The sequence below is a fragment of the Chthoniobacterales bacterium genome (assembly GCA_039930045.1).
GTDB lineage: Bacteria > Verrucomicrobiota > Verrucomicrobiia > Chthoniobacterales > DASVRZ01 > DASVRZ01.
Genome location: JBDSQB010000003.1, coordinates 40,641 through 65,496 on the forward strand (window position 1 = coordinate 40,641; position 24,856 = coordinate 65,496).

Annotated in this window: 19 protein-coding genes; 13 read left to right on the top strand and 6 right to left on the bottom strand. The window is 58.5% G+C overall.

Annotated elements, in window-relative coordinates; translation table 11 throughout:
* Window positions 1-105 precede the first annotated feature (105 nt).
* The 3 genes from ABIT76_03285 to ABIT76_03295 all read left to right on the top strand — a co-directional run bounded on the left by ABIT76_03285 (window position 106) and on the right by ABIT76_03295 (window position 5,898).
* The gene (locus ABIT76_03285; GenBank protein ID MEO7932162.1) at window positions 106-558 is read left to right on the top strand and encodes a PAS domain-containing protein; all 453 of its coding nucleotides are present in this window, start codon (window positions 106-108) and stop codon (window positions 556-558) included.
* A gap of 70 nt (window positions 559-628) precedes the next feature.
* On the top strand, window positions 629-3,301 hold the full coding sequence (gene ileS / locus ABIT76_03290) for an isoleucine--tRNA ligase (protein ID MEO7932163.1): 2,673 nt from the start codon (window positions 629-631) through the stop codon (window positions 3,299-3,301).
* 65 nt (window positions 3,302-3,366) lie between these two features.
* A complete protein-coding gene (locus ABIT76_03295; GenBank protein ID MEO7932164.1) occupies window positions 3,367-5,898 on the top strand; it encodes a PQQ-dependent sugar dehydrogenase in 2,532 nt (843 codons plus the stop codon).
* Window positions 5,899-5,951: 53 nt separating this feature from the next.
* Here ABIT76_03295 and serA read toward each other — a convergent pair whose 3' ends face one another.
* On the bottom strand, window positions 5,952-7,544 hold the full coding sequence (gene serA, locus ABIT76_03300; GenBank protein MEO7932165.1) for a phosphoglycerate dehydrogenase: 1,593 nt from the start codon (window positions 7,542-7,544) through the stop codon (window positions 5,952-5,954).
* Between the two features lie 2,205 nt (window positions 7,545-9,749).
* Here serA and ABIT76_03305 point away from each other — a divergent pair.
* Window positions 9,750-11,027: a hypothetical protein gene (locus ABIT76_03305; protein MEO7932166.1), complete on the top strand. Its 1,278-nt coding sequence runs from the start codon at window positions 9,750-9,752 to the stop codon at window positions 11,025-11,027.
* 27 nt (window positions 11,028-11,054) lie between these two features.
* Here ABIT76_03305 and ABIT76_03310 read toward each other — a convergent pair whose 3' ends face one another.
* Entirely contained in the window at window positions 11,055-11,627 is a 573-nt protein-coding gene (locus tag ABIT76_03310; protein MEO7932167.1) for a sigma-70 family RNA polymerase sigma factor, read from the bottom strand.
* A gap of 67 nt (window positions 11,628-11,694) precedes the next feature.
* On the opposite strand from ABIT76_03310, the gene ABIT76_03315 reads away from it, so the two are divergent.
* The 7 genes from ABIT76_03315 (at window position 11,695) to ABIT76_03345 (ending at window position 19,678) form a co-directional block, all read left to right on the top strand.
* Entirely contained in the window at window positions 11,695-12,672 is a 978-nt protein-coding gene (locus ABIT76_03315) for a peptidylprolyl isomerase (GenBank protein ID MEO7932168.1), read from the top strand.
* Window positions 12,669-13,508, top strand: a complete 840-nt coding sequence (locus tag ABIT76_03320) for an NAD(P)-dependent oxidoreductase (GenBank protein ID MEO7932169.1) — start codon at window positions 12,669-12,671, stop codon at window positions 13,506-13,508. Before ABIT76_03315 ends, ABIT76_03320 begins: the two co-directional genes overlap by 4 nt.
* Window positions 13,508-14,314, top strand: coding sequence for a glycine cleavage T C-terminal barrel domain-containing protein (locus ABIT76_03325; GenBank protein ID MEO7932170.1), 807 nt, complete (start codon window positions 13,508-13,510; stop codon window positions 14,312-14,314). The genes ABIT76_03320 and ABIT76_03325 overlap by 1 nt, the downstream gene beginning before the upstream one ends.
* Entirely contained in the window at window positions 14,311-14,877 is a 567-nt protein-coding gene (locus ABIT76_03330; GenBank protein ID MEO7932171.1) for a peptidylprolyl isomerase, read from the top strand. Before ABIT76_03325 ends, ABIT76_03330 begins: the two co-directional genes overlap by 4 nt.
* 125 nt (window positions 14,878-15,002) lie before the next feature.
* A complete protein-coding gene (locus tag ABIT76_03335) occupies window positions 15,003-16,499 on the top strand; it encodes an SPFH domain-containing protein (GenBank protein ID MEO7932172.1) in 1,497 nt (498 codons plus the stop codon).
* Window positions 16,500-16,513: 14 nt separating this feature from the next.
* Window positions 16,514-18,271, top strand: coding sequence for an SPFH domain-containing protein (locus ABIT76_03340; GenBank protein MEO7932173.1), 1,758 nt, complete (start codon window positions 16,514-16,516; stop codon window positions 18,269-18,271).
* A gap of 150 nt (window positions 18,272-18,421) precedes the next feature.
* A complete protein-coding gene (locus tag ABIT76_03345) occupies window positions 18,422-19,678 on the top strand; it encodes an AI-2E family transporter (GenBank protein ID MEO7932174.1) in 1,257 nt (418 codons plus the stop codon).
* A 250-nt stretch (window positions 19,679-19,928) separates the two neighbouring features.
* On the opposite strand, the gene ABIT76_03350 is transcribed toward ABIT76_03345, so the two are convergent.
* The 4 genes from ABIT76_03350 to ABIT76_03365 all read right to left on the bottom strand — a co-directional run bounded on the left by ABIT76_03350 (window position 19,929) and on the right by ABIT76_03365 (window position 22,180).
* Entirely contained in the window at window positions 19,929-20,228 is a 300-nt protein-coding gene (locus ABIT76_03350; GenBank protein ID MEO7932175.1) for a hypothetical protein, read from the bottom strand.
* A 19-nt stretch (window positions 20,229-20,247) separates the two neighbouring features.
* A complete protein-coding gene (locus tag ABIT76_03355) occupies window positions 20,248-20,877 on the bottom strand; it encodes a GyrI-like domain-containing protein (protein MEO7932176.1) in 630 nt (209 codons plus the stop codon).
* A gap of 96 nt (window positions 20,878-20,973) precedes the next feature.
* The gene (locus tag ABIT76_03360) at window positions 20,974-21,369 is read right to left on the bottom strand and encodes a ferredoxin (protein ID MEO7932177.1); all 396 of its coding nucleotides are present in this window, start codon (window positions 21,367-21,369) and stop codon (window positions 20,974-20,976) included.
* Window positions 21,370-22,051: 682 nt separating this feature from the next.
* Window positions 22,052-22,180 (bottom strand): hypothetical protein, encoded by a 129-nt coding sequence (locus ABIT76_03365; protein ID MEO7932178.1) that lies wholly within the window; start codon window positions 22,178-22,180, stop codon window positions 22,052-22,054.
* A 100-nt stretch (window positions 22,181-22,280) separates the two neighbouring features.
* Between ABIT76_03365 and ABIT76_03370 the strand changes: the two genes are divergently transcribed.
* Entirely contained in the window at window positions 22,281-23,474 is a 1,194-nt protein-coding gene (locus ABIT76_03370; protein ID MEO7932179.1) for an ATP-binding protein, read from the top strand.
* The gene (locus ABIT76_03375; GenBank protein MEO7932180.1) at window positions 23,471-24,847 is read left to right on the top strand and encodes a sigma-54 dependent transcriptional regulator; all 1,377 of its coding nucleotides are present in this window, start codon (window positions 23,471-23,473) and stop codon (window positions 24,845-24,847) included. The genes ABIT76_03370 and ABIT76_03375 overlap by 4 nt, the downstream gene beginning before the upstream one ends.
* Window positions 24,848-24,856: the final 9 nt, after the last annotated feature.

The following is a 24,856-nucleotide window of genomic DNA, read 5'->3' on the forward strand; positions in this document are numbered from 1 at the left end:
CCGCACTCAGTCGAAAAGTGGGTTGTCGATGTCTGCCATTTTGAGCTAGCCTCCACCTCCATGATCGATGACGTGCCTCCATCCTTGATAAACGAACTCATCGCCATGCATCTGCCATCCATCGATCCCTCCAGCGTCGTCGCGCCGCCGGCCGCAGTGCGCGAGGAGCTTTTCGAGAAACTGTTTCCGCCGGAGAAAGTCGGCGACTTTTTGCGTCAGATCCCGGGCGTCAACAGCCAGGCGGTCGTCGTCTCGGACATCGAGGGACTCATCGAATGGGTCAGCCCTGCCTTTAGCCGGATGTGCGGTTATACCCTCGGCGAACTTCGCGGCAACAAAGCCGGGAAAATGCTCCAGGGCGCGGATACCGATCCGGCTGCGGTAGAGACGCTTCGCAATGCCATCCGCGAGCGGCGTCCGGCTCACGCGCAACTGATAAATTACAGCAAGGACGGCGAACGCTACGAGGTGGACATTGAGCTCTCGCCGACGTTCGCTGCCGACGGGAGTTGCACAGGATTCATCGCGCTGGAAAAGGAAGTCGGACAGGTCGCCTAGTTGAAACTGGCCGCTTGGCAACCCCCGGCGGGCGTTGTAGTTTCGACGCCCCAGTTTTGACCCTTAGCCGATGAATTACAAAGACACGCTCAATCTCCCGAAAACCGATTTCCCGATGAAGGCCGGGCTCACCACCCGGGAGCCGGAAATGCTGGCCCAGTGGACTTCCATCGGACTCTACGAGCGCATTCAGGAGGCGCGAAAAGATGCGCCCGCATTCGTCCTGCACGACGGCCCGCCGTTCGCCAATGGCGACGTTCACATGGGCACCGCAATGAACAAGGTGCTGAAGGATTTCATCGTCAAATCGAAGACCATGAGCGGCTTTCGCGCCCCGTATGTGCCGGGCTGGGATTGCCACGGTCTGCCCATTGAATTCAAAGTCGTCAAGGAATCGCGCGATCTTTCGCCCGTGGAAATCCGCAAACGCTCGGAAGATTACGCCCGCAAATACGTGGACATCCAGCGCGGGCAATTTCAGCGTCTCGGCATTCTCGGCGACTGGCAAAATCCGTATCTCACCCTCGACCCGGCCTACGAAGCCGACATCATGCGTTCCTTCGCGACCTTCGTGGAAAAAGGGCTCGTCTATCAGGCGAAAAAACCCGTCCTCTGGAGCACCGGCGCGCAAACTGCCCTGGCCGAAGCCGAGGTGGAATACGCCGACCGCACGGACCCGGCGATCTATGTGAAGTTTCCGATGGTAGAACAAGCTTCCAGCTTGGTCATCTGGACCACGACTCCTTGGACGCTGCCGGCGAACGTCGCGATCGCAGTGCATCCTCGACAGGAATACGTTCTTTCCGAAACTGATTCGGGTGAGACTTTAATCGTGGCGCGTCCATTGTTAGAAGTGTTTCAAACGGAAACCGGCATCCGCTTCATTCGCGAAATCGCCAGCTTCACCGGGGATCAACTCGCCGGAATGGAAGCGCGTCATCCGTTTTTAGAGCGGACTTCCAAAGTAATCACCGCCGACTTCGTCACCACCGACACCGGCACCGGAGCCGTCCACATCGCGCCCGGCCATGGCGCGGACGATTACGTCGCTGGAAAACAGAACGGACTTCCAATCCTATCACCCGTCGATGATCGCGGGCATCTCACCGAGGAAGCGGGCGTTCCGGCGCTCACCGGCAAATACGTTTTCGCCGCGAACCCCATTGTCATCGAACTCCTTCGCGAGCGCGGCGCGTTGTTAGCAGAGCAGAAATACACCCACAGTTATCCGCATTGCTGGCGCTCGAAAACGCCTATCGTCTTCCGCGCTGTCGAGCAATTTTTCATCCGTATCGACGCCATCCGCGCCGACGCTTTGGCCGCCATCGACACCGTCCAATGGATTCCAGCCTGGGGCCGCAACCGCATTGCCGGAACCGTCGAGGCGCGCCCCGATTGGTGCATCTCGCGCCAGCGCACCTGGGGCGTGCCGCTACCGGTTTTCTATGATGAAACCGGCGCGCCGCTGCTCGATGCTAACATCGCCCGCCAAGTCGCCGATCTCGTGGAAAAACAGGGGACTAACATTTGGTTCGAGAAGTCCGATGCCGAATGGGCCGCGATGTTAGATCTGCCTCCTAACACCACGCGCCGCAACGACACGCTCGACGTCTGGATCGACTCCGGCACGAGTCATCAGGCCGTGTTGAAACGCAGACCCGAACTCCATTTCCCTGCCGACATGTATATCGAGGGCACCGACCAGCATCGCGGTTGGTTTCAGTCTTCGCTGCTAACATCCGTCGCCATCGAAGGTTGCGCGCCCTATTTAGCCGTCGCTACCAATGGATTCGTCGTCGATACCGATGGAAAAAAAATCTCCAAGTCCTCCGACTACAAGAAGCCGATGGACGCGAAGTATTTCGTCGAAAAACATGGAGCCGACATTGTCCGTCTCTGGGTGAGCAGCGTGAACTATTCCGACGAAGTTCCCTTCGGCGAAGAAATCTTCACCCGCGTCGCCGACACCTACCGGCGGATTCGCAATACGCTGCGAATCCTTCTCGCCAACCTCTCCGATTTTGATGTTAGTCGCGATGCCGTTCCTAACAACGAACTAACCTTCGTCGATCGCTGGGCTCTCAGCCGTCTTGGACATGTCGTGAGCGAGTGTCGCGAAGGTTATGCCGCGTATGATTTCCGCCGCGTCTATCATAGCTTGAATCAATTCTGCGCCGTCGATCTCAGCAGTCTCTACGTTGATATCACGAAGGACCGCGTCTATTGCGACGCCATCGATTCCGACCGCCGCCGCAGCACGCAAACCGTGATGCATCGGACTTTCAACGCACTCTGCCGCTTGTTAGCACCGATCCTCGCCTACACCGCCGACGAAGCTTGGACACATGCTGGAAATCAGGAATCCGTCCACTTAACCTTGCTGCCCGAAGTGGCTGATTATCCAGTGGATGCCGCCGTCGAAGCCGAGGCTGAGAAACTCATGCAACTCCGCTCGCTCGTCGCCCAAGGGATCGAGGCGCAGCGCCAGGAAAAAATTATCGGTAACGCGCTCGAAGCCCACGTCGAAGTCAGTCTTCCCGCCGCCGAATCGCCACAGATCGACCATGATGAAATCGAGGAATTCCTCATCCTCAGCGACCTCGTTCTAACCGTCGGCGAGCGCCATTCGACTGTTACTCGAACCAGTTCTTCCCGCTGCGAACGCTGCTGGCGTCACCGCCCCACAGTCGGCTCTAACTCGACTCACCCCGAGCTGTGCGCCCGCTGCGCGGAAGTCGTTTAGACGATTCGCCGCGCAGACGGACAAATTCCATTTGTGCGCATATCTTTTGGGGCGAGCGTCGCATCATGCTCCCTCGATTCCTAGCTGTCCTCCCCTTGCTGGCCGCCATCGCCCACGCAGGACCCATTCTTCGCAACGACACCGTTACGATCAATGCCCGGCAAAGCGCCAGCATTCCCGTGCTTCAAAACGACTCGAAAGGCATCTCGCGCACCTCGGTTCGCATCGCCAAAGCCCCGAAATATGGTTCGGTGACCCTGAACCGCGATGGCACGATTTTCTATCGCAACACACGCGGCTCCTCCAGCGTGGATGCGTTTCGTTACAAGTTGAGAAATGGCTCCAGAACGGCGCTGGTGAGAATACGGTTGTCAAAAAATCTGCGCGTCCCGCCGTTCCCCACCACGCTGCCGCTCGACCCCGGCGCCAGCTCCGCCTATTCGATGGTCGATGCCTTGGACGCGACCTTCGATCAACCAGTCTGCCTAGCCACGCCGCCGGGTGAAACGAGCCGCCTGTTTGTTCTGGAGAAAACCGGCGCGGTCAAGCTGGTGGCCGACGTGACTGCTAGTACTAACACAGCGGTGACGACCTTTCTGGATCTGCCCGCGCTGCTGGCCACGCGGGGCGAGACGTTGTCCACGGATAGCGAGCAGGGGTTGTTGGGCCTAGCCTTTCATCCGCAATACGCGAGCAACGGCTACTTCTACGTTTTTTATTCCGTGCATAACAATCAAACTGGAAACGAGTATGAGCGCGTCTCGCGTTTCACGGTTTCTAACAATGATCCCGCGAAGGCCAATCCCGCGAGCGAACTCGTTCTCCTCAATCAGCTAGACGACGCTAGCAATCACAATGGCGGCTGCCTGCAATTTGGCTCCGATGGTTATCTCTACATCTCGGTGGGCGACGAGGGCGCGGCGAACGATTCGCTGAACAACAGCCAGCGCATCGACAAGGATTTTTACTCCGGCATCCTGCGCATCGACGTGGACAAACTCTCGGGTAATCTCGCGCCGAAGGCGCACGCCTCGATCCCGCTGGATAACGGTGTCGCGCGGTTCTCCGTACCTAGCGACAACCCGTTCGTCGGCGCGACGAGTTTCAATGGAATCACGATCAATCCTAACAATCTGCGCACGGAGTTTTGGGCCGTGGGATTGCGCAACCCCTGGAGGTTTTCCTTCGACATCGCGACCAATGAACTCTGGTGCGCCGACGTGGGCCAGGACGCGTGGGAAGAGGTCGATCTCATCACCGCTGGTGGCAACTACGGCTGGGCTTACCGCGAGGGAAATCATGCCGGCCCAAAGACGCCGCCGGTGGGTTTCACCTCAATAAACCCCATCGTCGAGCACGCCCACGGCAGCGGCCCGAACAGCGGAAACTCCATCACTGGCGGTCTGGTTTATCGCGCGAGCAAGTTGGCCAGTCTGATCGGTTCCTACGTCTATGCGGACTATGAAACGGGCAATGTCTGGTCGCTGCGACGGACGCCTGATGGTCCGGTTGTGACCCGGCTGATGGCGCGCAACGGTCTCGTGGCTTTTGGCACCGATCCGTCGAATGGCGACATCCTCGCGTGCAACATCAACGAGGGAAAAATCCTGCGTCTGATCCAGTCTGTGCCTAACACTATTTTTCCCGCGACGCTCACCGCCACGAACATTTTTGCGAGTGTGAAAACGCTCTCGCCGAATCCGGGATTTGTCGCTTACTCGCCGAACGTTCCATTCTGGAGCGACTACGCGATCAAGAGCCGGTGGTTTCGTCTGCCAGCTAGTACTAGCCAGATCGATTGGTCGCAGGACGTGCCCTGGGTCACACCGACCGGCACAATCTGGGTGAAACATTTCGACCTCGAAACGACTCGCGGAAATCCAGCCACCAAAAGACGCATCGAGACGCGTGTGTTAGTACGCAACGACGACGGCGTTTACGGACTCACATATCAATGGAACTCGGCCCAGACTGAGGCGTATCTCGTGCCGGAGCAGGGGGCCGATCTCACCATTCCAGTGCAGGTGAATGGAAGTCCCACCAATCAGGTCTGGCACATTCCGGGACGCGCGGAATGTGCCACCTGCCACACGCCGCAAGGTGGCTATTCGCTCTCCTTCAACACGCGGCAATTTAACCACGGGCCGAGTTTGAATGGATTCGCCGGGAACCAGATTGACGTGCTGAAAGCGGCGGGATATTTCTCCACGACCGTGCCGGATTCGGTGAGCCTGCCGCGTCATTATCCGCTGGACGACTTGCAGTTCGATCTCGAGAACCGCGTCCGATCTTATCTCGGGGTAAACTGCGCGTATTGCCATCAATCCGGCGGCACCGCGCCGACGCAATGGGATGGCCGGCCGGAGCTAACGCTGGCGGAAACGGGTTTGATCAATGGGCCAGTTTCCGACGATGGCGGCGACTCCGCGAACAAGCTCGTGGTCTCGGGCGACCCGGCGCACTCAGTGATCCTCAACCGCATCGCAGGGACGCACGGTTTTACACGAATGCCGCCGCTAGGAACGAATCAGATCGATCCGCAAGCCGTGAACATCGTCACGGACTGGATTCAAAACTATCTGCCGCAGCATCCCTGAGCGGAGTTCCATTCGACTCGCAGCGCAGATTGCACTGCAACTCCAATGAGTTTTTACAACGCGACGACGCGGGCGGAGAGAATGTCGGATTCGCCGGTGAGCGACGCCACGACGTCCGCACTGGGCGAGCTGTCGAGGTTGAGCACGGTGAGGGCTTTGCCGCCGATCTCATTTCGGCTGAGCGACATGCCCGCGATATTCACGCCGTGCTGGCCGAGTATGGAACCGACTTTGCCGACGATGCCAGGCACGTCCTGGTTTTCTAAAATGAGTAAAAAACCCGATGGCTTGGCCTCGACGTAGCGCTGGTTGATGCGAACGATGCGAGGCGTGGTGCCGAAGAAGGTGCCGGAGACGGAGACGATGTCGTCGCCGCAGCCAGCGGTGACTTCGAGGAGTTCGGCGAAGTCGCCGGAGACGCTCTGGCGGGTTTCTTTGAAGGCGAGTCCGAGGCTTTCGGCGAGAGCGGGAGCGTTGACGGTGTTAACCTCGGCACCGCCGATGTTGGCGAGGTAGCCTTTGAGAATCATGCGCGAGATCGGAGTCGTGTCGGCCTCGTTGATTTTCCCGCTGTAGTTGACGCTAAGGTTTTCGCAGCGTTTCGGAGCGATCTGGCTGATGAATTTCCCAAGTGATTCGCCGAGGGTGAGATACGGACCGACAACGGCCAGGGTTTTGGCGTCGATGTTCGGCATATTGACGGCGTTGCGGATCGTGCCTTCGAGCAGGGTGGCGCGAATAGCCTCGGCGATTTCGATACCGACATTTTCCTGAGCTTCGGACGTGGAGGCACCGAGGTGAGGGGTCAGCACGATGTTCGGCAGCGAGCGCAGCGGGAAATCTGCGGGAGGCGGCTCGGTTTCAAACACGTCGAGCGCGGCACCGGCGACGTGGCCGTTTTTCATGGATTCGTAGAGGGCGGTTTCCTCGACGAGACCTCCGCGGGCGCAGTTGACGATGCGGACGCTTTTTTTGCAAAGAGCCAGGCGGCGGGAGTCGAGCATGTATTTGGTCTCGGCCGTGAGCGGCATGTGCATCGAAATGAAGTCGGCCTGGGGCAGAATGTCGTCGAGTTGATCGATTAATTCGACCTGCAAGCTGCGGGCGCGACTTGCGGAGAGATACGGATCGTAGGCCAAAACCCTCATGCCGAAGGCCATGGCGCGACGGGCGAGTTCCGTTCCAATGCGGCCCATGCCGAGAATGGCGAGGGTTTTGCCGTAAAGCTCGACCCCCTCGAAGTTTTTGCGGTCCCATTTGCCCGCCTTCATGGAAGCATCGGCCTGCGGGATGTTGCGGGCGAGGGAAACGAGGAGCGAAAAGGCGTGCTCGGCGGTGGAAATGGTGTTGCCGCCCGGGGTGTTCATGACGATGACGCCATGCTTGGTGGCGGCCTCGACATCGACGTTATCAACGCCGACACCAGCGCGACCGACGGCTTTTAGGTCCTTGGCGGCTTCGAGGACTTTGGCGGTGACTTTGGTCTGACTGCGAACGACCAGAGCCGAGACGCCTTGGATGGCTTCGATGAGTTGATCTTCTTTCAGACCGGTTTTGACGACGACTTCGAGGAGACCGCCGGAAGCGAGTTCATCGACACCGCGTTGAGAAATAGGATCAGCGACAAGGACACGAAAGTTAGCCATAGGGAGCGCAGAGGCTAAGAGGCAGGCGGGAACGTGTCAAAAGCGAAATGCAATGAATGCGCCTGACGCTAGTGGCGAACCTGCAGGCTGCGCAGAGAAAATAAGGAAACTCCTGTGGATAACTTCGGCGGGAGGCCGGGGAAATCCATCCACAAGTTGTTCACAACAAGATAAATACCTCATTACACGCCATATAAGAATAACATCATACAATGTATGTAATATAAAACAGAGGTATCACCGGAACGGGCGCAGAAAGCTGGAAGGTCCTTGCCGGACGGCAATCCCCGCTGACCAGTCATCCCACAGGGATGCCCTTCCCGTCGAAGATCAGAGGGCGCATGGATGCACCAACGGCGTGGATGCCGCGCCAGCGGCAGCCATGCCGTTTGGTTTATCTATAGTGTCATATCTCCCTAACACGGAAAACAGCCCTCTGGAGCCCTGTCATGATGTAATTACACTCGGAAAGAGCCTTCCTGATGGAATCGTCCATGTTTCAGAGGTTGTTCCCGCTGTCCTCGCTGACCTCGAAACGGCGGCCAGACTTATCCATGATTTCCCCGCCCCTGACTCTGGCGAGAATGGGCAGCGTAGCGAAAACAGCTCGTCGGAGACAGAGTCAGGGGCGGATCAGGAAATTGTGGGTAAGTCGCGAATTGAGGCCGCGCCCTCGTTTGCAAATGAGAGCTTCGCTGGGGTGAAGTCGCCGCCGGGTCCTGTGCCGAAAACCTCGGCTCGGCGGTCAGCCCCCAAAATCCCAGTTGCTGACGTGCTGGCCAGAGTCCACAAGTTCGCCACCATGACGGCTGCCATACCGCTCACCCTTCGCACGGAAAAGGCCCGCCATGACCTCGAACACGACCTTTCCGAGTATCGGGACCGCCTCAACGAAATCCTCGAAATCGACTCCCTTCTTGGTGTAGAATCCAGCGTGCCAGTAACATCATACAATAACGGCCCCACCCTCGAAAACCGGGTCAATCCGTCTGTATGTAATATAAAACAGAGGTATAAGCGCAATGGACGGCGCATCGCCTCTCCAGCGGTCACGCTGCCAGTCGTGAATGGAATGAACGGTGTTGGGAGCTTGACCACAGAGGCCGCGCCAGCGGCCTCCGGTGGTCAGGTTCCCTTCCTTGTCTATTTAGAAACAACTCAATCCATTACGAGGGAAAGTGCTGCGGAAGGCCATTTTTCTTCGGACCCGGAAAACCCCTCTTTTTGCCCTCCGTGTCTTACATCGGAGGCCAGACTTATCCATGATTTCCCCGCCCCGGCTGGGGTCGAGAATGGGCCCGGAAGGACCAGCTCGTCGGAGACGCCAGCCGGGGCGGATCAGGAAATTGTGGGTAAGTCGAGAGTTGCAGCCGCTCATCGCTTTCATGTCCTTGGGGGAAGTGACGCTCCCCGTGTGCCGTCCCTGTCTGCGCCAAAAACCTCGCAGGGGCGGTCTCGACGTTCCCATATCCCGGTTGACTCTGTCCTGGCTCGCGTTCACACGTTCGCCAAGATGATCGACGCCATTCCGCTCTCTCTTCGCACTGAGGAGGCCCGCCAAGCCCTCCGAGTCGATGTTTTGGAGTATCGGGACCGCCTCAACGAAATCCTCGATGTCCGGGAGATCGTGGAGCTGCATTCCCTTCCATCCGTGCTTCCCTCGGCCCCTTTGATAACGTCATACAATAATGACGCCCCCCTCTCCACAGGGGTCAGTCCGTCTGTATGTAATATAAAACAGAGGTATCACCGGAACGGGCGCAGAAAGCTGGATGGTCCTTGCCGGACGGCAACCCGTCCCGATCAGCCGTCCCAGCGGGACGCCCTTCCCGGCGAAGATCAGAGGACGCATGGATGCCACGCCAGCGGCAGTTCATGCCCGATTTCGTTGCGCCAGTGAAGCCCCGTAAAATGATTCTCGCCCCCCGCACTTATCCGCCGCAGACGCCAAAGACGCCTTGGTATCTTGATCCAGAGAGCGGTGGATCAAATCCAGCAGTGAAGAAGGAAGGATTAAATACGATGACGAGGGCCAGTCGGAGCTTCCAATTTGAATCGGCACCAACACCAATAGCAATGTTTACCTGCGAAGGGATGCCTTGCCCTCCTGCGTCCAGCCAAGCCTCACCCCTGGATACTAGAGCCGACTCATTCGCAACTTTTCTCCAAGCGCGGGTTTAATAACGAAGTTAGAATTCCTTTCCCATGAGCAAACTCCCCTTGATCGTCGCCACCGCTGCTGGCTGGACCCTCGCCGCAGGTTCCATCATTTATAACACCACGAAGTCGCCCTCCAGCGCGACCGTCTCGGCTTCGGCGGAACATCCCAACTCCGGCCCCAGTTCCCGTTCCAGTGGCAGCCTCGCCAATGATAATCCGAGTTCCAGCAGCCGCTTGCTGGACGCTAATATCGACACGCGCAATCTCACTGCCGATTCTGTCCAAAAAATTGACGATCCGGCCAAGCGGCGTGAGGCGTTCACCGAATTGGGCGGAATGCTGGCCGCTGGCGACCTCAAGAAAGCCTTGGACATGGTCAGCAAACTCCCTGCTGGAGCGGATCGTCGCGCCATGTTGAGCGGGATTTTTGGCCAGCTCGCCACCACAGATCCGAAGAATGCCCTGGATGCCGCCAAGAGCCTCACCGATCCCGCCGACAAGCGGTTTGCCATGAAAAGTCTCGCCATGGAATGGGCTTTCTCCAGTCCCGATGACAAGGGCGACGGCAGTCTGGGAACGTCTGCCGCGATGAGTGTGACCCTCGCCCTCGCCGACAAAAATCCGGCTGAAGCGGCCGCTTTTGCCCAGAACGAAATCGAAGGCCGTGAGCGGAGTTTCATGAATATGGCCGTGGCTCGCAGTTGGACGAAATCCGATCCCGTTGCAGCCGCCACCTTTGCCTCGCAACTGGCCGAGGGCGATGGCCGTCAATGGGTCGTGGCCAGCGTGGCGAATCAATGGGCGGAAACCGATCCGGCTCACGCTGCTGCCTGGGTGGAAAAATTTCCCGACGGCCGCGAGCGCAATCAATCCATCGACCGCATCAGCAGCAAATGGGCAGAAACCAATCCAGCCCAAGCCATTCAGTGGGCGAGCAATCTTCCGGCAGACGGCCAGGGTAATGCCTATCGCTCTATCGCCAATACATGGGCCAAGAATGACCCTGCCAAGGCTGTTGCTTGGGCTACGCAAATTACTGACCCCAATTCTCAAAAAGCCGCCGTCAGTTCTGCCATCGGTAGCTGGGCTTCCACAGACAGTCAGGCAGCGACCAACACGGCGCTAGGCATGAACAATCCGGAGACGCAACAGGCGGCGATTACCGCGATTGCACGTCAGGTCAGACGCGGTGATCAGGCGGCCTCAGACGCTTGGGTGAACTCAATTCCGGCAGGTCCTTTGCGTGATCTTGCGACAAAAAGCCTGACGGAGCGCGGCGGACGAGGCGGTGGAAATTGGGGTGGTGGCGGACGCGGTCAGTAGATGGGCAACTTCCTCGTGTAAAACGAGTTACAGTTGATTCTCTACTAAATCTTTCAGACGCATCATGCCGCGGCGAATGCGCGCTTTGACTGTCCCCAAGGGCTGGTCGAGGCGTGATGCGATCTCAATTTGGGTCAGTCCGCCGAAGTAAGCCATCTCGATGGCTTCGCGCTGCTCTTGGGAAAGTTGCATAACGGCGGCACGGATGATTTTTCCCTTTTCCAACGAGTCCACCTCGTCGGATGAATCGCGCTGGCCGAGGGAACTTTTGATTTCCGTCTCGTTCTCGACTTGGTCGCGGAGACGGGCGCGACGTTGCAGCGAGCGCAGCCGGTCGATGGATTTATTGCGGGTCAAAGTCAGCGCCCAAGTCAGCGGTTTGCCGCGTTCTGGAACGTAGAAATGAGCCTTTTCCCAGATCTGAATAAAGACATCTTGGAGAATATCCTCGGCTTCGCGCTGGTCGTTCAGCACGCGCAAAGCCGCCGTAAAAAGGATGCCGCTGAACCGCTCGTATAGCGCCTCAAAGCTGGCCCGATCCCCTTGTGCGGTGCGGCGAAGAAGCTCCATTTCGAGCTGTTGTTCGGGCGGGTTATCCATGAGAAATAGACGTGGGAAGTATGTCTGGAAATTTGGTGCCAGCAAGGTTTATCATTTTCGAACAATCATGGCAGACACCCACCCACGGACACGCCTTCTCTGCTGGCTGCTGGCGCTGAATTTCCTCCTTTTGGGCGGAATGCTCTGGCTGGTTTTTGAACGAAATCGCGTATGCGAGGAGCCGGTGCAGGGAATTCCCGCCGTGGTCGCCAGAGTCAACGGGCGGCCGTTGTATGCGCGTTATTTGTTGTCCGCCGCGCAGTTAGATCGGGAGCCGCCAGACGTTAATCAACTGCGCCCCGCCCTCCAGCGCCTGATTCAAATGGAAGTCGTCTCTCAGCGAATGCCGCGACTGCCCAGCGAGCAGGTCGAGGAAAGGATGGAAACGCTGAGCCATCAATTTCCAGATGTCGCCAGCTTAAACACGGCCTTGCAAGCCGCGGGCTTGAGCGAAAACGATCTGCGCCAACGCATTGGAACTCAAATGCAGGTGGAGAAGTGGCTGCGGGAAATGGCGAAAAGCGAGCCTACCGAAGCAGAATGCCGGGCTTGGTTTGCCGCTCATCTGGAGATTTCAGCGCTGCCCGAAGTCGCGCAGGCGAGTCATTTCGCCGCGATTTTTTCTCCGAAAGGAACCCCCGTCGAACTTTTGGAAAAGGTCGATCTGATCCACGACGCTCAAGCCCGCCTGGCGGATGGCATCCCCTTTTCGCAGTTGATCGACGCGTTGTCGGACGATCCGGCGAAAAAAATCACCCACGGCTCCCTGTCCTGGTTTCGTAGCGAGCGCATGGAACCTGCGCTCGTTAAGGCCGCCTTTGCGCAGCCGCTCAACCAAGTCGGACAGCCCGTGGAAACTCGATTCGGGTTCCATTTGATTCTCGTTTCCGAGCGTCACCCTGCCGTCACGCTGAGTTATGACGATGTCGCCGCCGAGGTGCGTCAGCGTTGTCGAGACGAGCAGGAGCGGAAAAAAATCGACGCCACCGTGACCGATCTCGTGCAACGTGCGAAGATCGAAATTCTCGACCCACATCTATTATGAGCACTCGCATCGGAATCATCGGACTCGGCATCATCGGCAGCCGCATCGCCGGTCACCTCAGAAAACGCGGTCACGAAGTCTATGTCTGGAGCCGTTCGCCGCGGCCCGTGCCGAATTTTCTCGGCTCCGCTGAGGAAGTCGCCCGGACCTGCAACATCCTCCAATTCTTCGTCTCCGACGACGCCGCGCTCCTGCAAGCCGTCCAATCGGTCGTCAGCGTTCTCACGAAAAACCACATTCTGCTCTTTCATCCCACCGTCTCGCCGGAAACCACGAAACGCGTCGGCGGCATTGTCAGCAGCGTCGGCGCGCAATTTCTCGATTGCCCCTTCACCGGTAGCAAGGTCGCTGCGGAAAACGGCGCGCTGGTTTACTACGTCGGCGGCGATCCGGCGCTCATCGAAAAGATGACCCCCATCCTCCTCGACAGCGCCAAAACGGTCGTCCCCATCGGCGAAGTCGGCCAGGCAGCGGTCATGAAAATCGCCGCCAACATGATGATCGCCGGGATGTTGCAAGTGCTCGGGGAAGCGCTCGCCGTCACCAGCGCCGCCGGAATTTCGCTGGAAAAAGTGCAGAAGGCGCTCGCCCCGAACGCGATTCGTTCCCCGCTGATTGATATGAAACTCCCGTCCATTATCGCGAATGATTTTTCGCCGCATTTCACCGTGCAGCACATGATGAAAGATCTGCGGCACGCGGCGAGTTTGAGCCGGCCCAAGAACATCGCCACACCGGCTATCGACGCCGCGCTCGCGTCGTTGCAACGCGCCGAGGCCGAGGGAAGATCCGGCGACGACTTCTCGATTCTCACCAAACTCGCCGCGAAGTCCTGATGGAAAATTTTGCAGTCGAGTTAGAGCGCACTGTGCTGGAGTTTCGGGGTGCGGACGTGGTTCGTTTCCTCAATGGCCAGCTCAGCAACGATGTTAGGAAACTTCATTCTAACATCGCGATGCACGCCTGCGTGATGACCGCCAAAGGCAAGATGAACGCCGAAGTCTGGCTGACAAAACTGGACGACGGCATCCGCGTCGATGGTCCTCCTAACATGAGCGAGGAATTGCTCGCCCGCTTCGAGCGTTACATCATTTCCGACGATGTTAGCATCACAGATATTAGCTCCGAGTTGCATCTGACTCACCTCGTCGGCGAAAGCGGTGGAATCCAGTCCAAACGCCTCGGCGTCCCCGGTTGCGACCTCTGGCAAACTGTAAAAACCACCCGCTCCCATCGCGTTCTAACTCCGCTGGAGACCGAGTCATTTCGCATCGCGCAGGGCATTCCCAAATGGGGCGCTGAACTCGACGAAAACACCATCCCCGTCGAGGCCGGGCTCGACCGCGACTGCATCGACTACCACAAGGGTTGCTACATCGGGCAGGAAGTCATCAGCCGCATTAAAAGCGTCGGGCACGTCAATCGCCTCCTTATTCGCCTCACCGCTCCGAAAGATTCCGCCATCGGCGCAGGCTCCCCGCTCCTCGTTCATGGACAACCCATCGGCAGCGTCACCAGTGCGGCTGTCAGTTTGGACTTGGAAAACATCGTCGCACTTGCTTACGTCAAGCGCGCCCACTCCACACCCGGCACCGTCATCCAAACCGCCACTGGAGAAAGCCTGACCGTCCAATCCTTATGAAACTCGCCTCACTATTTTTCCTCGCCCTGCTCACTGCGGCCCCGGCCGCTGAAGTCGCCGTCCTTTCCATTCAGGTGCCCAACGAAAAGCAGCCGAAACAAGTCACCATCGAGTTGTATCCCGAAGCTGCGCCGCAGACTGTCGCCAACTTCGAGAAACTTGCCCGCAAGAAATTTTACAAAGGCATGGCCTTCCATCGCGCCCTGCCCGGTCGCCTCGTCCAGATCGGCGACCCGCTTAGTCGCAAAAAGAAACCCAATCTTCCCCTCGGCACCGGCGGCCCGGGTTACGTTGTTCCCGCCGAGATTAAACTCAAACACCAGCGCGGCACCGTCGCCATGGGACGCCTCCCAAACCGCATCAATCCCAACAAAGCCTCCAACGGCAGCCAGTTTTACGTAACCCTCGTCCCCGCTCCGACCTTGGACGGCGAATACACCGTCTTTGGCAAAGTCACCAGCGGACTGGAAGTCCTCGAAGCCATCAGCCACGGCGAGACCGATTCAAATAACGCCCCGCTCGTCCGCTCCGTCATCCGCTCGATCCAGATCGTGCAGCAGTAGCTCTGGAGTTCCATTCCAATGGAAGATTTTTCCAAGGAAAACGCTCTTCGCACGTTTCCTCGGTAATGCTCGACGCCGCGCGCCTTTTTCCTTAAACAAGCGCGACGGTTCTTTCTCCCCCTCGTATGAATTCCTTCCCCGATCTTCCCAAGAGTCGCCCGCAACTGCCGACCTGGGCCTTCAGCTTGCCGGTCATTCTCATTTTGGCCGTCCTTTTTATTCCGCTCTACATCTGGTTTTTCTGCCGGGTGGAACCGATGGCCGATGAAATCGTGGTCCTCATTCGCAAGACTGGAAAAAACCCCGCGCAAGGCGCCGTCCTCGCGGCCAAGGATGAAAAAGGCATTCAACTCGATGTGCTGGCCGAGGGCCGCCATTTCCTGAATCCCTACACTTATAGTTGGGAAGTCGTTCCGGTAACGGATGTTCCTGCGGGCAAGCTGGGAGTCGTCACGCGGCTCTTTGGAAATAATCTGCCCGATGGAGAAATCATCGCGCATCCTGACAGCAAGGGCATCCTCTCCGATGTGTTGCTCCCAGGGAAACACCGCATCAATCCCTACGCGTTTCATGTGCAAATGTTCGACGCGATCACCATCCGCCCCGGCCACATCGGGGTAAAAGTCTCCCTCGTGGGCGGCGATCCCCTCACCGGCCAGCCCGGAGCCACCAACACGTTCATCGTCCCAGTCGGCACCAAGGGCGTCGTCTCCGAAACGGTTGATCCGGGAAGTTATTACATCAATCCATTTCTCATCAGCCTGGTCGAGGTGAACCTCCAGAGTCAGCGGTTTGAGATGAGCGGCGACGACTCCATCGATTTTCTGACGGTGGACGGCTTTACGATCACCGCTGAGGGCACGATCGAGTATGGCATCAAGCGGGACAGCGCCGCGCTTCTGGCGCATCAGGTCGGCGACATGGACGACATCGTTCAAAAAATCATCCTGCCCGTCGCGCGCGGCTTCGGTCGCATTGAGGGCAGTAAAAATCCCGCCTTGAGCTACATCGTGGGCGAGACGCGGCAGCTTTTTCAGGATAAACTCGAAAGTCACCTCCGCGAGCATTGCAGCAAGTGGGGCATCGACGTGCGCTCCGTGCTGATCCGCAACATCACCCCGCCCGACCAGATCGCCGGCATCATTCGCGAACGCGAACTCGCCGCCCAAACCCGCGCCATGTACGACCAGCAAATCACCCAGGCGCAGTCGAAGGCGCAACTGGCCCGCCAGCAGCAGCTCGCCGTCCAGAAAAGCGAGCAGGTCGCCGCAGAAACCACTGCGCTCACATCCATCATCGCAGCAAAACAAGATCAGGAGGTGCGCCTGACAGCCGCTGAGCAGGATCTGGCGGTGGCCAGCCTGGAGCGCGATGCCGCCCAAGCCCAGGCGCGGGCCATTCTCAGCCGCGCCACCGGTGAGCAGACGGTGATCCAAGCCCAGAACCTGGCGGAAGCGAGCGTCTTGCAACAACAGGCCGCCGCGTTTGGCGATGGCTTCAACTACGCCCGCCATCTTTTCTACAGCCGCACCGCGCCGCAGATTCAAAGCATTCTCACCGGCGACGGCGAAGGCAGCCTCGGATCGCTCTTCAACTCCTATCTGCCTACCCGCAAACCTTGATTTCTTCCCTCCCGATGAAACGCTCACTCACTTTTCTTATTGTCGCTGCCATCGTCGCAGTGGCCGGACTTTGGTTCCTCTGGACCTGGGGTTTCTGCCGCTTTTACGTCCCGATCAATCATATTGCCGTCATCACCGCCAAAGAGGGCTCGCTGCTTCCGCCGGGGCAAATTCTCGCGAGGGAGGGCCAGAAGGGCGTCCAGGAGAACGTCCTCGGTGAAGGCCGTTATTTTCTTAATCCTTACAGCTACGAGCACACCATCGTCCCCGTCACTTTGATCGAACCCGGCAAGGTCGGCGTGATCGTTTCCAAAGTCGGCAACGACCTCGGCCAGGGCGACTTCCTCGCTGGCCCCGGCCAAAAGGGCATCCAGCGCGGCGTCCTCGGACCCGGCAAATACAAGATCAACCCCGTCGGCTACAAAGTGGACATCCTCGACGCCATCAGCATCCCCATCGGCTACAGCGCCGTCGTTACCTCGCTTTCTGGACGGCAGGCACCGGAGGGAGCTTTCGCGAAGCCGGGGGAAAAAGGCGTCATGGAAAACATCCTCCAGCCCGGCCTCTACTACATTAACCCCAAGCAATACAAGGTGGACGTCATCGAAGTCGGCCTCAACCAAGTCTCCCTCCTTGGCAAGGAAGGTGGTGCCGTCATCACCAAAACGGCCCTGCGGAGTTCCAATGGATTCCTCAACAATCTCGAAAACAACGTCCTCCAGCAACAGGCTGCCAATCGCGCCGACTACATCAGCAACGAGAGCCAGTCCGGCATGAGCCTCGCCCCGGCCCAGCAGGATTTCGCCCTCTCGCGAAACGCTGGCAGCGGCACTTGGGCCAATGGTTCCACCCGAAATTCCGCAGCACCCGCTGCCAAACCGCAATCCGAAGCCAAAAAAGAAAAGACCCAGACCGAGGCCACCTTCGTCCTCAACCAGCACGTCAGCTTCCCCTCGCGCGACGGCTTCGATGTCGCCCTCGACATGACGGTCGAGTTTGAGTTTCGTCCCGAAAACGTCGCGGGCATCTACCGCGATTATGGCGACATGCCCGCCGTGGTGGAAAAAATCCTCATGCCGCAGATCCTGTCCATTTCACGCTTGAAAGGCTCCGCCTACCGCGCCCTCGACTTCATCGTGGGTGAAGGCCGGGAGAAATTTCAGAACGAACTCACCCTCTCGCTTCAGTCGAACTTGGGAGGCAAGCACATTACCACCCACAACGCCCTTATTCGCCACGTGAAAGTGCCCGAGCAAATCCTGGAGCCCATCCAAAACTCCAGCATCGCCACTGAACAGGATCTCACCAACAAAGAGCGCCAGAAGACCGCGGCCAAACTGGCCGAACTCAACACCGAGACCCAACTCATCGAGCAGCGTTCCGCCGAAGTCATCGGCGAAACCCGCAAACTCAAAGCCAGCATCGCCGCCAACCAGGCCAAGCAAGTTGCCGAACTGGGTGGAGAAACAAATGTCCGCGTCTCCGAAATTGCGCAAAAGACAGCCAGCATCCGGGCCGAGCGCGACGTAGCCCTCGGCAAGGCCAATGCCGACGCCAGCCTGATGGTCGAGGGCGAAAAAGCCAAGGGCTACGCGCTGAAGATCAAAGCCTTTGGCGACCCGCAAGCCTACAACCTCGCTGAGTTTGCCCGCGCCCTGAATCCCGCGCTCAAGATCAATGTCCTCCACACCGGACCTGGCACCCTCTGGACCGATCTCGACAAAATGGGCCTCAGCGGAGCCGCCGGAGCGAAGGCTCTGGAAAAGCGGTAAGCGGCCTGCCAGCATCCCAATTCCGAGGCGAAGAGCAGCCATCGCCAAAGAAAATTTCCACGCTTTAAATCGCACATAGGGAACCACAACTCCGCAATCATCCGTTTCTCCGGCAATGACTTCTCCCCGCAACCCTGCCGCCTGATTCCCATGGAACCCGCCCCACTCGACCGACGCCGCTTCCAGACGGCCTTCGTTCTTATCCTCGTCATCGCCATTTCCGCGCTTTTCCTCGGCGTTATCTGGCCGTTTCTCCAGCCGCTCTTCCTTGCCGCCATTTTCTCCGGCCTTTGCCGTCCGCTCTTCCGCTGGTTCGTTAAAATCTGCAAAGGCCGCCGCTCCCTCGCCTCGGCCCTGACGTTGCTCGTCCTCTTTCTCCTCATTGCCGGGCCCATCAGCGCCTTCGTTGGCGTCGTCATCAACCAAGCCGCGGGCATCTCCGACGAGGCCATCCCCTGGCTGCAAGTCCACCTCCAGGCCAGCGGGGCTACCGACGCCCGCGAATGGCTCGCCCACCGCTTCCCGCCCCTCGCCAATTACCTGCCCGATCAGGCGAAAATCGTCGAGAACGCGGGCAACGCCGCCAAGGCCGCCGGGCACGCCCTCGTCGCCGGAGCCTCTGCCATGACCGCCAGCACGGCGAACTTCCTCCTCAACCTCTTCGTCATGCTCTACGCCATGTTTTTCTTCTTGAAAGACGGCACCGCCATCCTCGAGCGCATCTTCTATTACATCCCGCTTCAGCACGACGACGAGGTCCGCATGCTCGACCGCCTCACCTCCGTCACCCGTGCCACCGTCAAAGGCACCCTCCTCATCGGCCTCATCCAGGGCACCCTCGCTGGCATCGGATTCGCCATCGCCGGCATCGGCGGTGCCGCCTTTTGGGGCACCCTCATGGTCCTCCTCTCCGTCGTCCCCGGCATCGGAGCCACCCTCATCTGGGTGCCGGCCGTCATCTTCCTCTTCGTCTCCGGCCAGACCCTCGCCGGCACCCTCCTCGGCATCTGGTGCGCAGCCGTCGTCGGCACCATCGATAATGTTTTGCGCCCCAGCCTCGTCGGCAAGGATGCGAAAATGCCCGACCTCCTCATCATGGTCGGGACTTTGGGCGGACTCTTCCTCTTTGGGCCCATCGGCTTCATCATCGGCCCCGTCATCTGCGGCCTCTTCCTCACCGCGTGGGACATCTACGCCGCCACCTTCAAAACCATCCTCCCGCCCGTGCACAGCCTCCGCACTGGCGAAATCAAGCCCGCTCCTACCCCGTCCCCTGCCCCCGAGGCTCCTGCTGAGTCTGATGAAACTCCCGCCGCCGAAAAAAAAGAACCCACTCCGCCCAAGCCCAAAGCCCGCCGCAAGCCCGCCAAGAAACACACCGTTTCCGCTACTGCTGCGAAAGCGTAAAGAGCCTACCGTCGCAACTCGCGCAATGCCTCACAAGCCGCCGCAAAGAGCGTGGGCCGCGCCAGAAGTGTCAACGCATTCACCAGCGCCGCGTCTTCGCCAGCCGCCTGCATTTGGGTAGCCATCCCGCCGAGTTCCGTCGCACGTGAAGGCAGCGGCAAAGTTTCCATATTGAGAAACCACTCTGAGAGCCTATCGTCCTCCGAAAGAGCCCGAACCAAGTCCACCAGCGGTTCCGTATACAGCCTCACTAAAAGCGCTCCCATACCCATCGCGTTCCCGATGTGGTGTGCGTAACAATCTCAGGTGTATTCTCGTCGTAATACATAGCCGCAAAAGATGTTGTTCGAATAGCGCCCGCATTAATCCATATCTGAATCCCTTTGGAGTCTTTCACATCCGTTGCTGGTATGCCGATGAGGGAGGTAACGGTTGCCCGACTCATTCCTGGATGAACAGATTTCCACTGCCTATCGGGGGCACTATGAACCCAGTCCATTGCGAATATGCTGACGATTGTCGCAAATCCAATCAGGAGTTTTCTTTTCATGACGAGGTAACTACAGAGCCTAACACGTTGTAGGTGAAAGATGTTCCCTCATCCCCTGTCGCAGGATCGTCTTCCACTTCTTCGGGTCAGCCCGCCGGACATCGCTCAGGTAGATCTCGTGATGCTTCCCTGCGAGCCCCGACCGCGCCTCGATAAACTCATGCAGGCGCGCAATCGTCGGCCCCTCCTCCGTAAATGGGCCCACATGCAAGATCTGCGCACAGCGACCTTCGGCAAACACTTCCAGCCGCAACTTCGCCAGAGCCGGGAGCTGCTTCTTGCGGGCGACTTGAGCCAGCGCCCCGTCGATCACCGCGTCCGTTGCGAACGGCGGCTGCAGGATCATCATCGTCCACAGCCAATTCTGCCGATCCCCAGCCTCGAACGCCGACCAATCCTTCGCCCACCAGAGCCCTTCCAGCGGCATCACCGAGTAGTCGGTCCCCGTCGCCTTCTTCACCGCAAACTTCGCCGTGTAAGACACCGTGAACAACGCCTCCACCGCCTGCGCATACCCCGGGGAAGTATTCGGATCGCCCTCGCCATCCACCATCAAGTAACGCAACGGCGGCAACTCCACCTCCACCACCTCCTTCGCCGAGGCCCGGTAGAAATGCTTCAGCTCCTTCTTGTAGTCGATCTTCTCCATAGAGTTAGATTGGGCTTGAGTGACAGAATGTGGTACCGCCAAAAAAAGCGCCAGAAAGACAAAGTAAGTGCAAGAGATGCTTGCGCTCCTTTGCTGTCATTTGCGGAAGAGCCGTTGAAAAAGGCGCGCCAGAATGTTGGATCTAGCCCTACAGCAAGAGTGTGAAGCTTGCTCAGTTAGCTCCTGACGATGTAACTTCCCTTCCGGAATGAGATAGTAAGGTGTGTCTGCTGGAATAGCATCCCAGTCAAAAGTGTCGCCGTCAGTATGAATGGTGGCGACACAACAACCCTCTACAGACTCACGAACAATAACTTCTTCTTCGGGTGTCTCTGGCTGCTTACAAACATAGGAATAACCGCCGGCATTGTTGCGAGTGAAATTATCTGGCGCGGTCTCTCGGCAAAGATCGCAGTCCATACACGAAGCGGAAACGTAATACTTGCCCGGAACATTCTCTGGCCAGCGGTGCTTAAACTCTTCGTGTGGCATGGTTGATTCTATAAAGGCAAGCAAGGTGGCCTAGATGTTTTAGGCGAGAAATGGTTGCTTGAACAAGCGGTCTTTCCCTTGGCTGGCCTAGTGATCTGCGGGACACGGATGACATGAATGGTATTGATTATGGAATATCCGGCGGCTCCCTTGGGAGCCTGATATTTATAGAAAGCATCTCCACCTTGGCCCAACTCCGTAGAGACATTCGGGCCTCGCCGACTTGGTGCCGCTCCGATGGACTGAATGGATTTTTGGTTCGGGTGCTATAGATATGGTGACCCGCTGGGTCTCGGAAGGGCCGACGGGCATCTCGCAAGCGGGCTGGCTGACCAGCGGCGAGTCGGACACTTCGCACTAGCTCCCAAAACCAATGTGGTGGCATTCCCGATCATGATTTTGCGCTTTCGAGCTTTGGAAGACTTAACCCTGTGGAAAAGGCATAAGTCGCTCAGGATCAACCAGATTCACGAAACGGATCGGTCCTTTTCGCAAACGGATCGGTCGTTTGCCAAAAGGAGTGGTCCAGCGAGCTGTCGGAACGCTGGACGGAGCCAACGGATCGGTCGATTGCTCTCAGGGAACGGTCGAATCGAGTCAGGGAACGATCCGACTCGTAAACGGAGCACCGGATGCACCTGTCGGAACGCTTCCTCTCCGGCAGGCGCTGGTCGATGGCTTTCTAGGTCGCTGGAGTCGCGGTCGCCGCGTGTGGATGGCGCGCAGCGGGGTTCGACAAGCTGCTGCGGATGCCGCGCGTACGAAGCGTGGCGGGGTGGTCCTTGCCGAGAACTCCCTCGATGAGGCTCACCCTGGCTTGCGCCAGTTTGTAGTTGTTTTCCGGGAGGAAGAGTTTTTCCCGGATGGGCGGGTTGCAAATGGATGAGGGTGTGACAGTTTGTCGCTCCAGAATGAAGCCGGGGTTTCTTGATAAGTTTCTAGATCGCATCCACTGGGTGGAGCCGCAGGCGGTGCAGAGCACGATTCTGCGGCTGGCGCGGGAGAAAGGGTTCTTTGAGCGGGTGTTCAATTCGCTGCAAGAAGGAGTGATCGTGACGGATGCCACGAGTCAGATTCTTTACCTCAACCAAGCGGCCTGCGGCTTGTGCGGATTGAATGCGAAGTCGGATCTGGGTGAACTCCTGACCGAGCGGATGCGGGGCCTCGACTGGCGCGGGATGTCGCAGAGCGACCGAGTGGTGAGTCGCGACATGGAGATTTTTTATCCTCAAAACCGGCTGCTGAATTTCTATGTGGTGCCATTTCATCTCGGCGAGGAAGGCGAGATCGAAGATCTGGGGCCGAATGATGAGAATCTGGGTTACGCCGTGATTTTGCGGGACATTACGGAGACACGGAAATCGACCGAGGAATCGCTGGAGAGCGAGCGGTTTTCGGCCTTGACGCTGCTGGCGGCGGGGGTGGCGCATGAGATCGGGAACCCGCTAAATTCACTGCACATTCACCTGCAACTGATGGAGCGCCGCATCCGCAAGCTGGAGGGGCGGCAACGGGTGGCGCTGGAGGAATCGGTGGAGGTGGCGAAGGAGGAGGTGAAGCGGCTGGATTACATTGTGAACCAGTTTCTCCGGGCGGTGCGCCCGACGCAGCCGCAGGTGCAAAAGGAGGACATCAATGCCATCATTCGCGAGTCCGTTTCCTTTCTGGCGAAGGAAATCGAGGACCGCGATGTGCTGGTGGAGCTGGACCTGGCGGAGGACCTGCCCGCACTCGAGTTGGATCGCAATCAGATCAAGCAGGCCTTTTACAATCTCATCAAGAACAGCTTCCAGGCGATGAAGACGGGCGGCATCCTGCACATTGCGAGCTGGCGGGGCGACGAGCATGTGGGGGTGCGGTTTACGGACACGGGTGGGGGGATTTCGCCGGAGAACATGGGGCGGATTTTTCAGCCGTACTTTACGACAAAGGAGAGCGGGAGCGGGCTCGGATTGCTGATTGTGCGGCGGATTGTGCGGGAGCACGGCGGCGAGATCGACTTGGAGAGCCACGAGGGCAAGGGGCTGTCGATCGCGATCCGGCTGCCATTCGGCGAGCGGCGAATCCGAATGCTCGGCGCGCCGACGGTGGAGGAGAATTTATGAATCCAGTGGTCTTGATTGTTGATGACGAGAAACACACCCGCGAGGGTTTGCGGAATTCGCTGGAGGACGCGTTCGACGTCTATATTGCGCCCGACGCGGCGGGGGCGTTGTCGGTTCTCGAGAACGAGCAAGTCGATGTGATGGTGACCGATCTCCGGCTCGGCGGTGACGATGGAATGAAGCTGATCGAGACCGTGCTGACCCGCGCAAAGCCGCCGATCTGCATCATGATGACCGCCTACGGCTCGGTGAATACGGCCGTGGAAGCGATGAAACGCGGCGCGTATGATTTCGTGACGAAGCCGATCAACATCGACGAGCTGGAAATTCTCATTAATCGCGCCCTGCGCAGCCGCAAGACGGAGGCGGAGGTAGTCGAGTTGAAGCAGGTCGTGGACAAACGGTTTGGGCTGGAAAACATCATCGGCAGTAGCGCGTGCATGGAGGAGGTGTTCGACGTCATCCGCCAGGTCGCGCCGTCCCGGGCGACGGTCCTGATTCAAGGCGAGAGCGGCACGGGCAAGGAACTGGTGGCGGCGGCGATCCATAATCTCAGCAACCGGAACAAGACGCGATTCGTCGCGGTGCATTGCGCGGCGCTCTCCCCGCAGTTGCTGGAAAGCGAGTTGTTTGGTCACGAGCGCGGGGCGTTTACCGGGGCGACGGAGAAACGGATCGGGCGCTTCGAGCAGGCGAATGGCGGGACACTCTTTCTGGACGAGATTGGCGAGATCGATGCCAACACGCAGGTGAAGATCCTGCGCGCACTGGACCCGGGCGAGTTTGAGCGCGTTGGCGGGAATACGACCGTGAAGGTGGATGTGCGGCTGGTTTGCGCGACGAACAAGGACCTCGCCCAGCTGGTGGCCGAGGGGAAATTTCGCGATGACTTGTTTTACCGATTGAACGTGGTGCGGATCACGATGCCGCCGCTCCGGGAGCGCAAGGAGGACCTGCCACTGCTGGTGGATGCGTTTCTCCACAAGTTCGCCGAGGCCAATGGGAAACCCTTTCGCCCGCTCAGTCCGGAGGCGATGGAATGCGTGCTGCGCCACAACTGGAAGGGCAACGTCCGCGAGCTGCGCACGGCGATGGAGCACGGGGTGGTGATGGCCCAGAAAAATCAAATCACGGTCCGCGATCTGCCCCAGTCGGTGCGAGATTCCGTGGATGAAATCGGCGATTCAAAGAGTGGCTTTGCGGGCAGTTCGCCAGTGGCACGGGCCAATGTTTTGAATTTGCATGATTCCGAAACCCGGCTCATCATGCGCGCCTTGGAAGACACCGACGGGAATCGCACCGAGGCAGCCAAGAAATTGGGCATCAGCCGGCGCACATTGCATCGGCGTCTGCACGAGTTAAATATTTCCTAATCCTCCGCA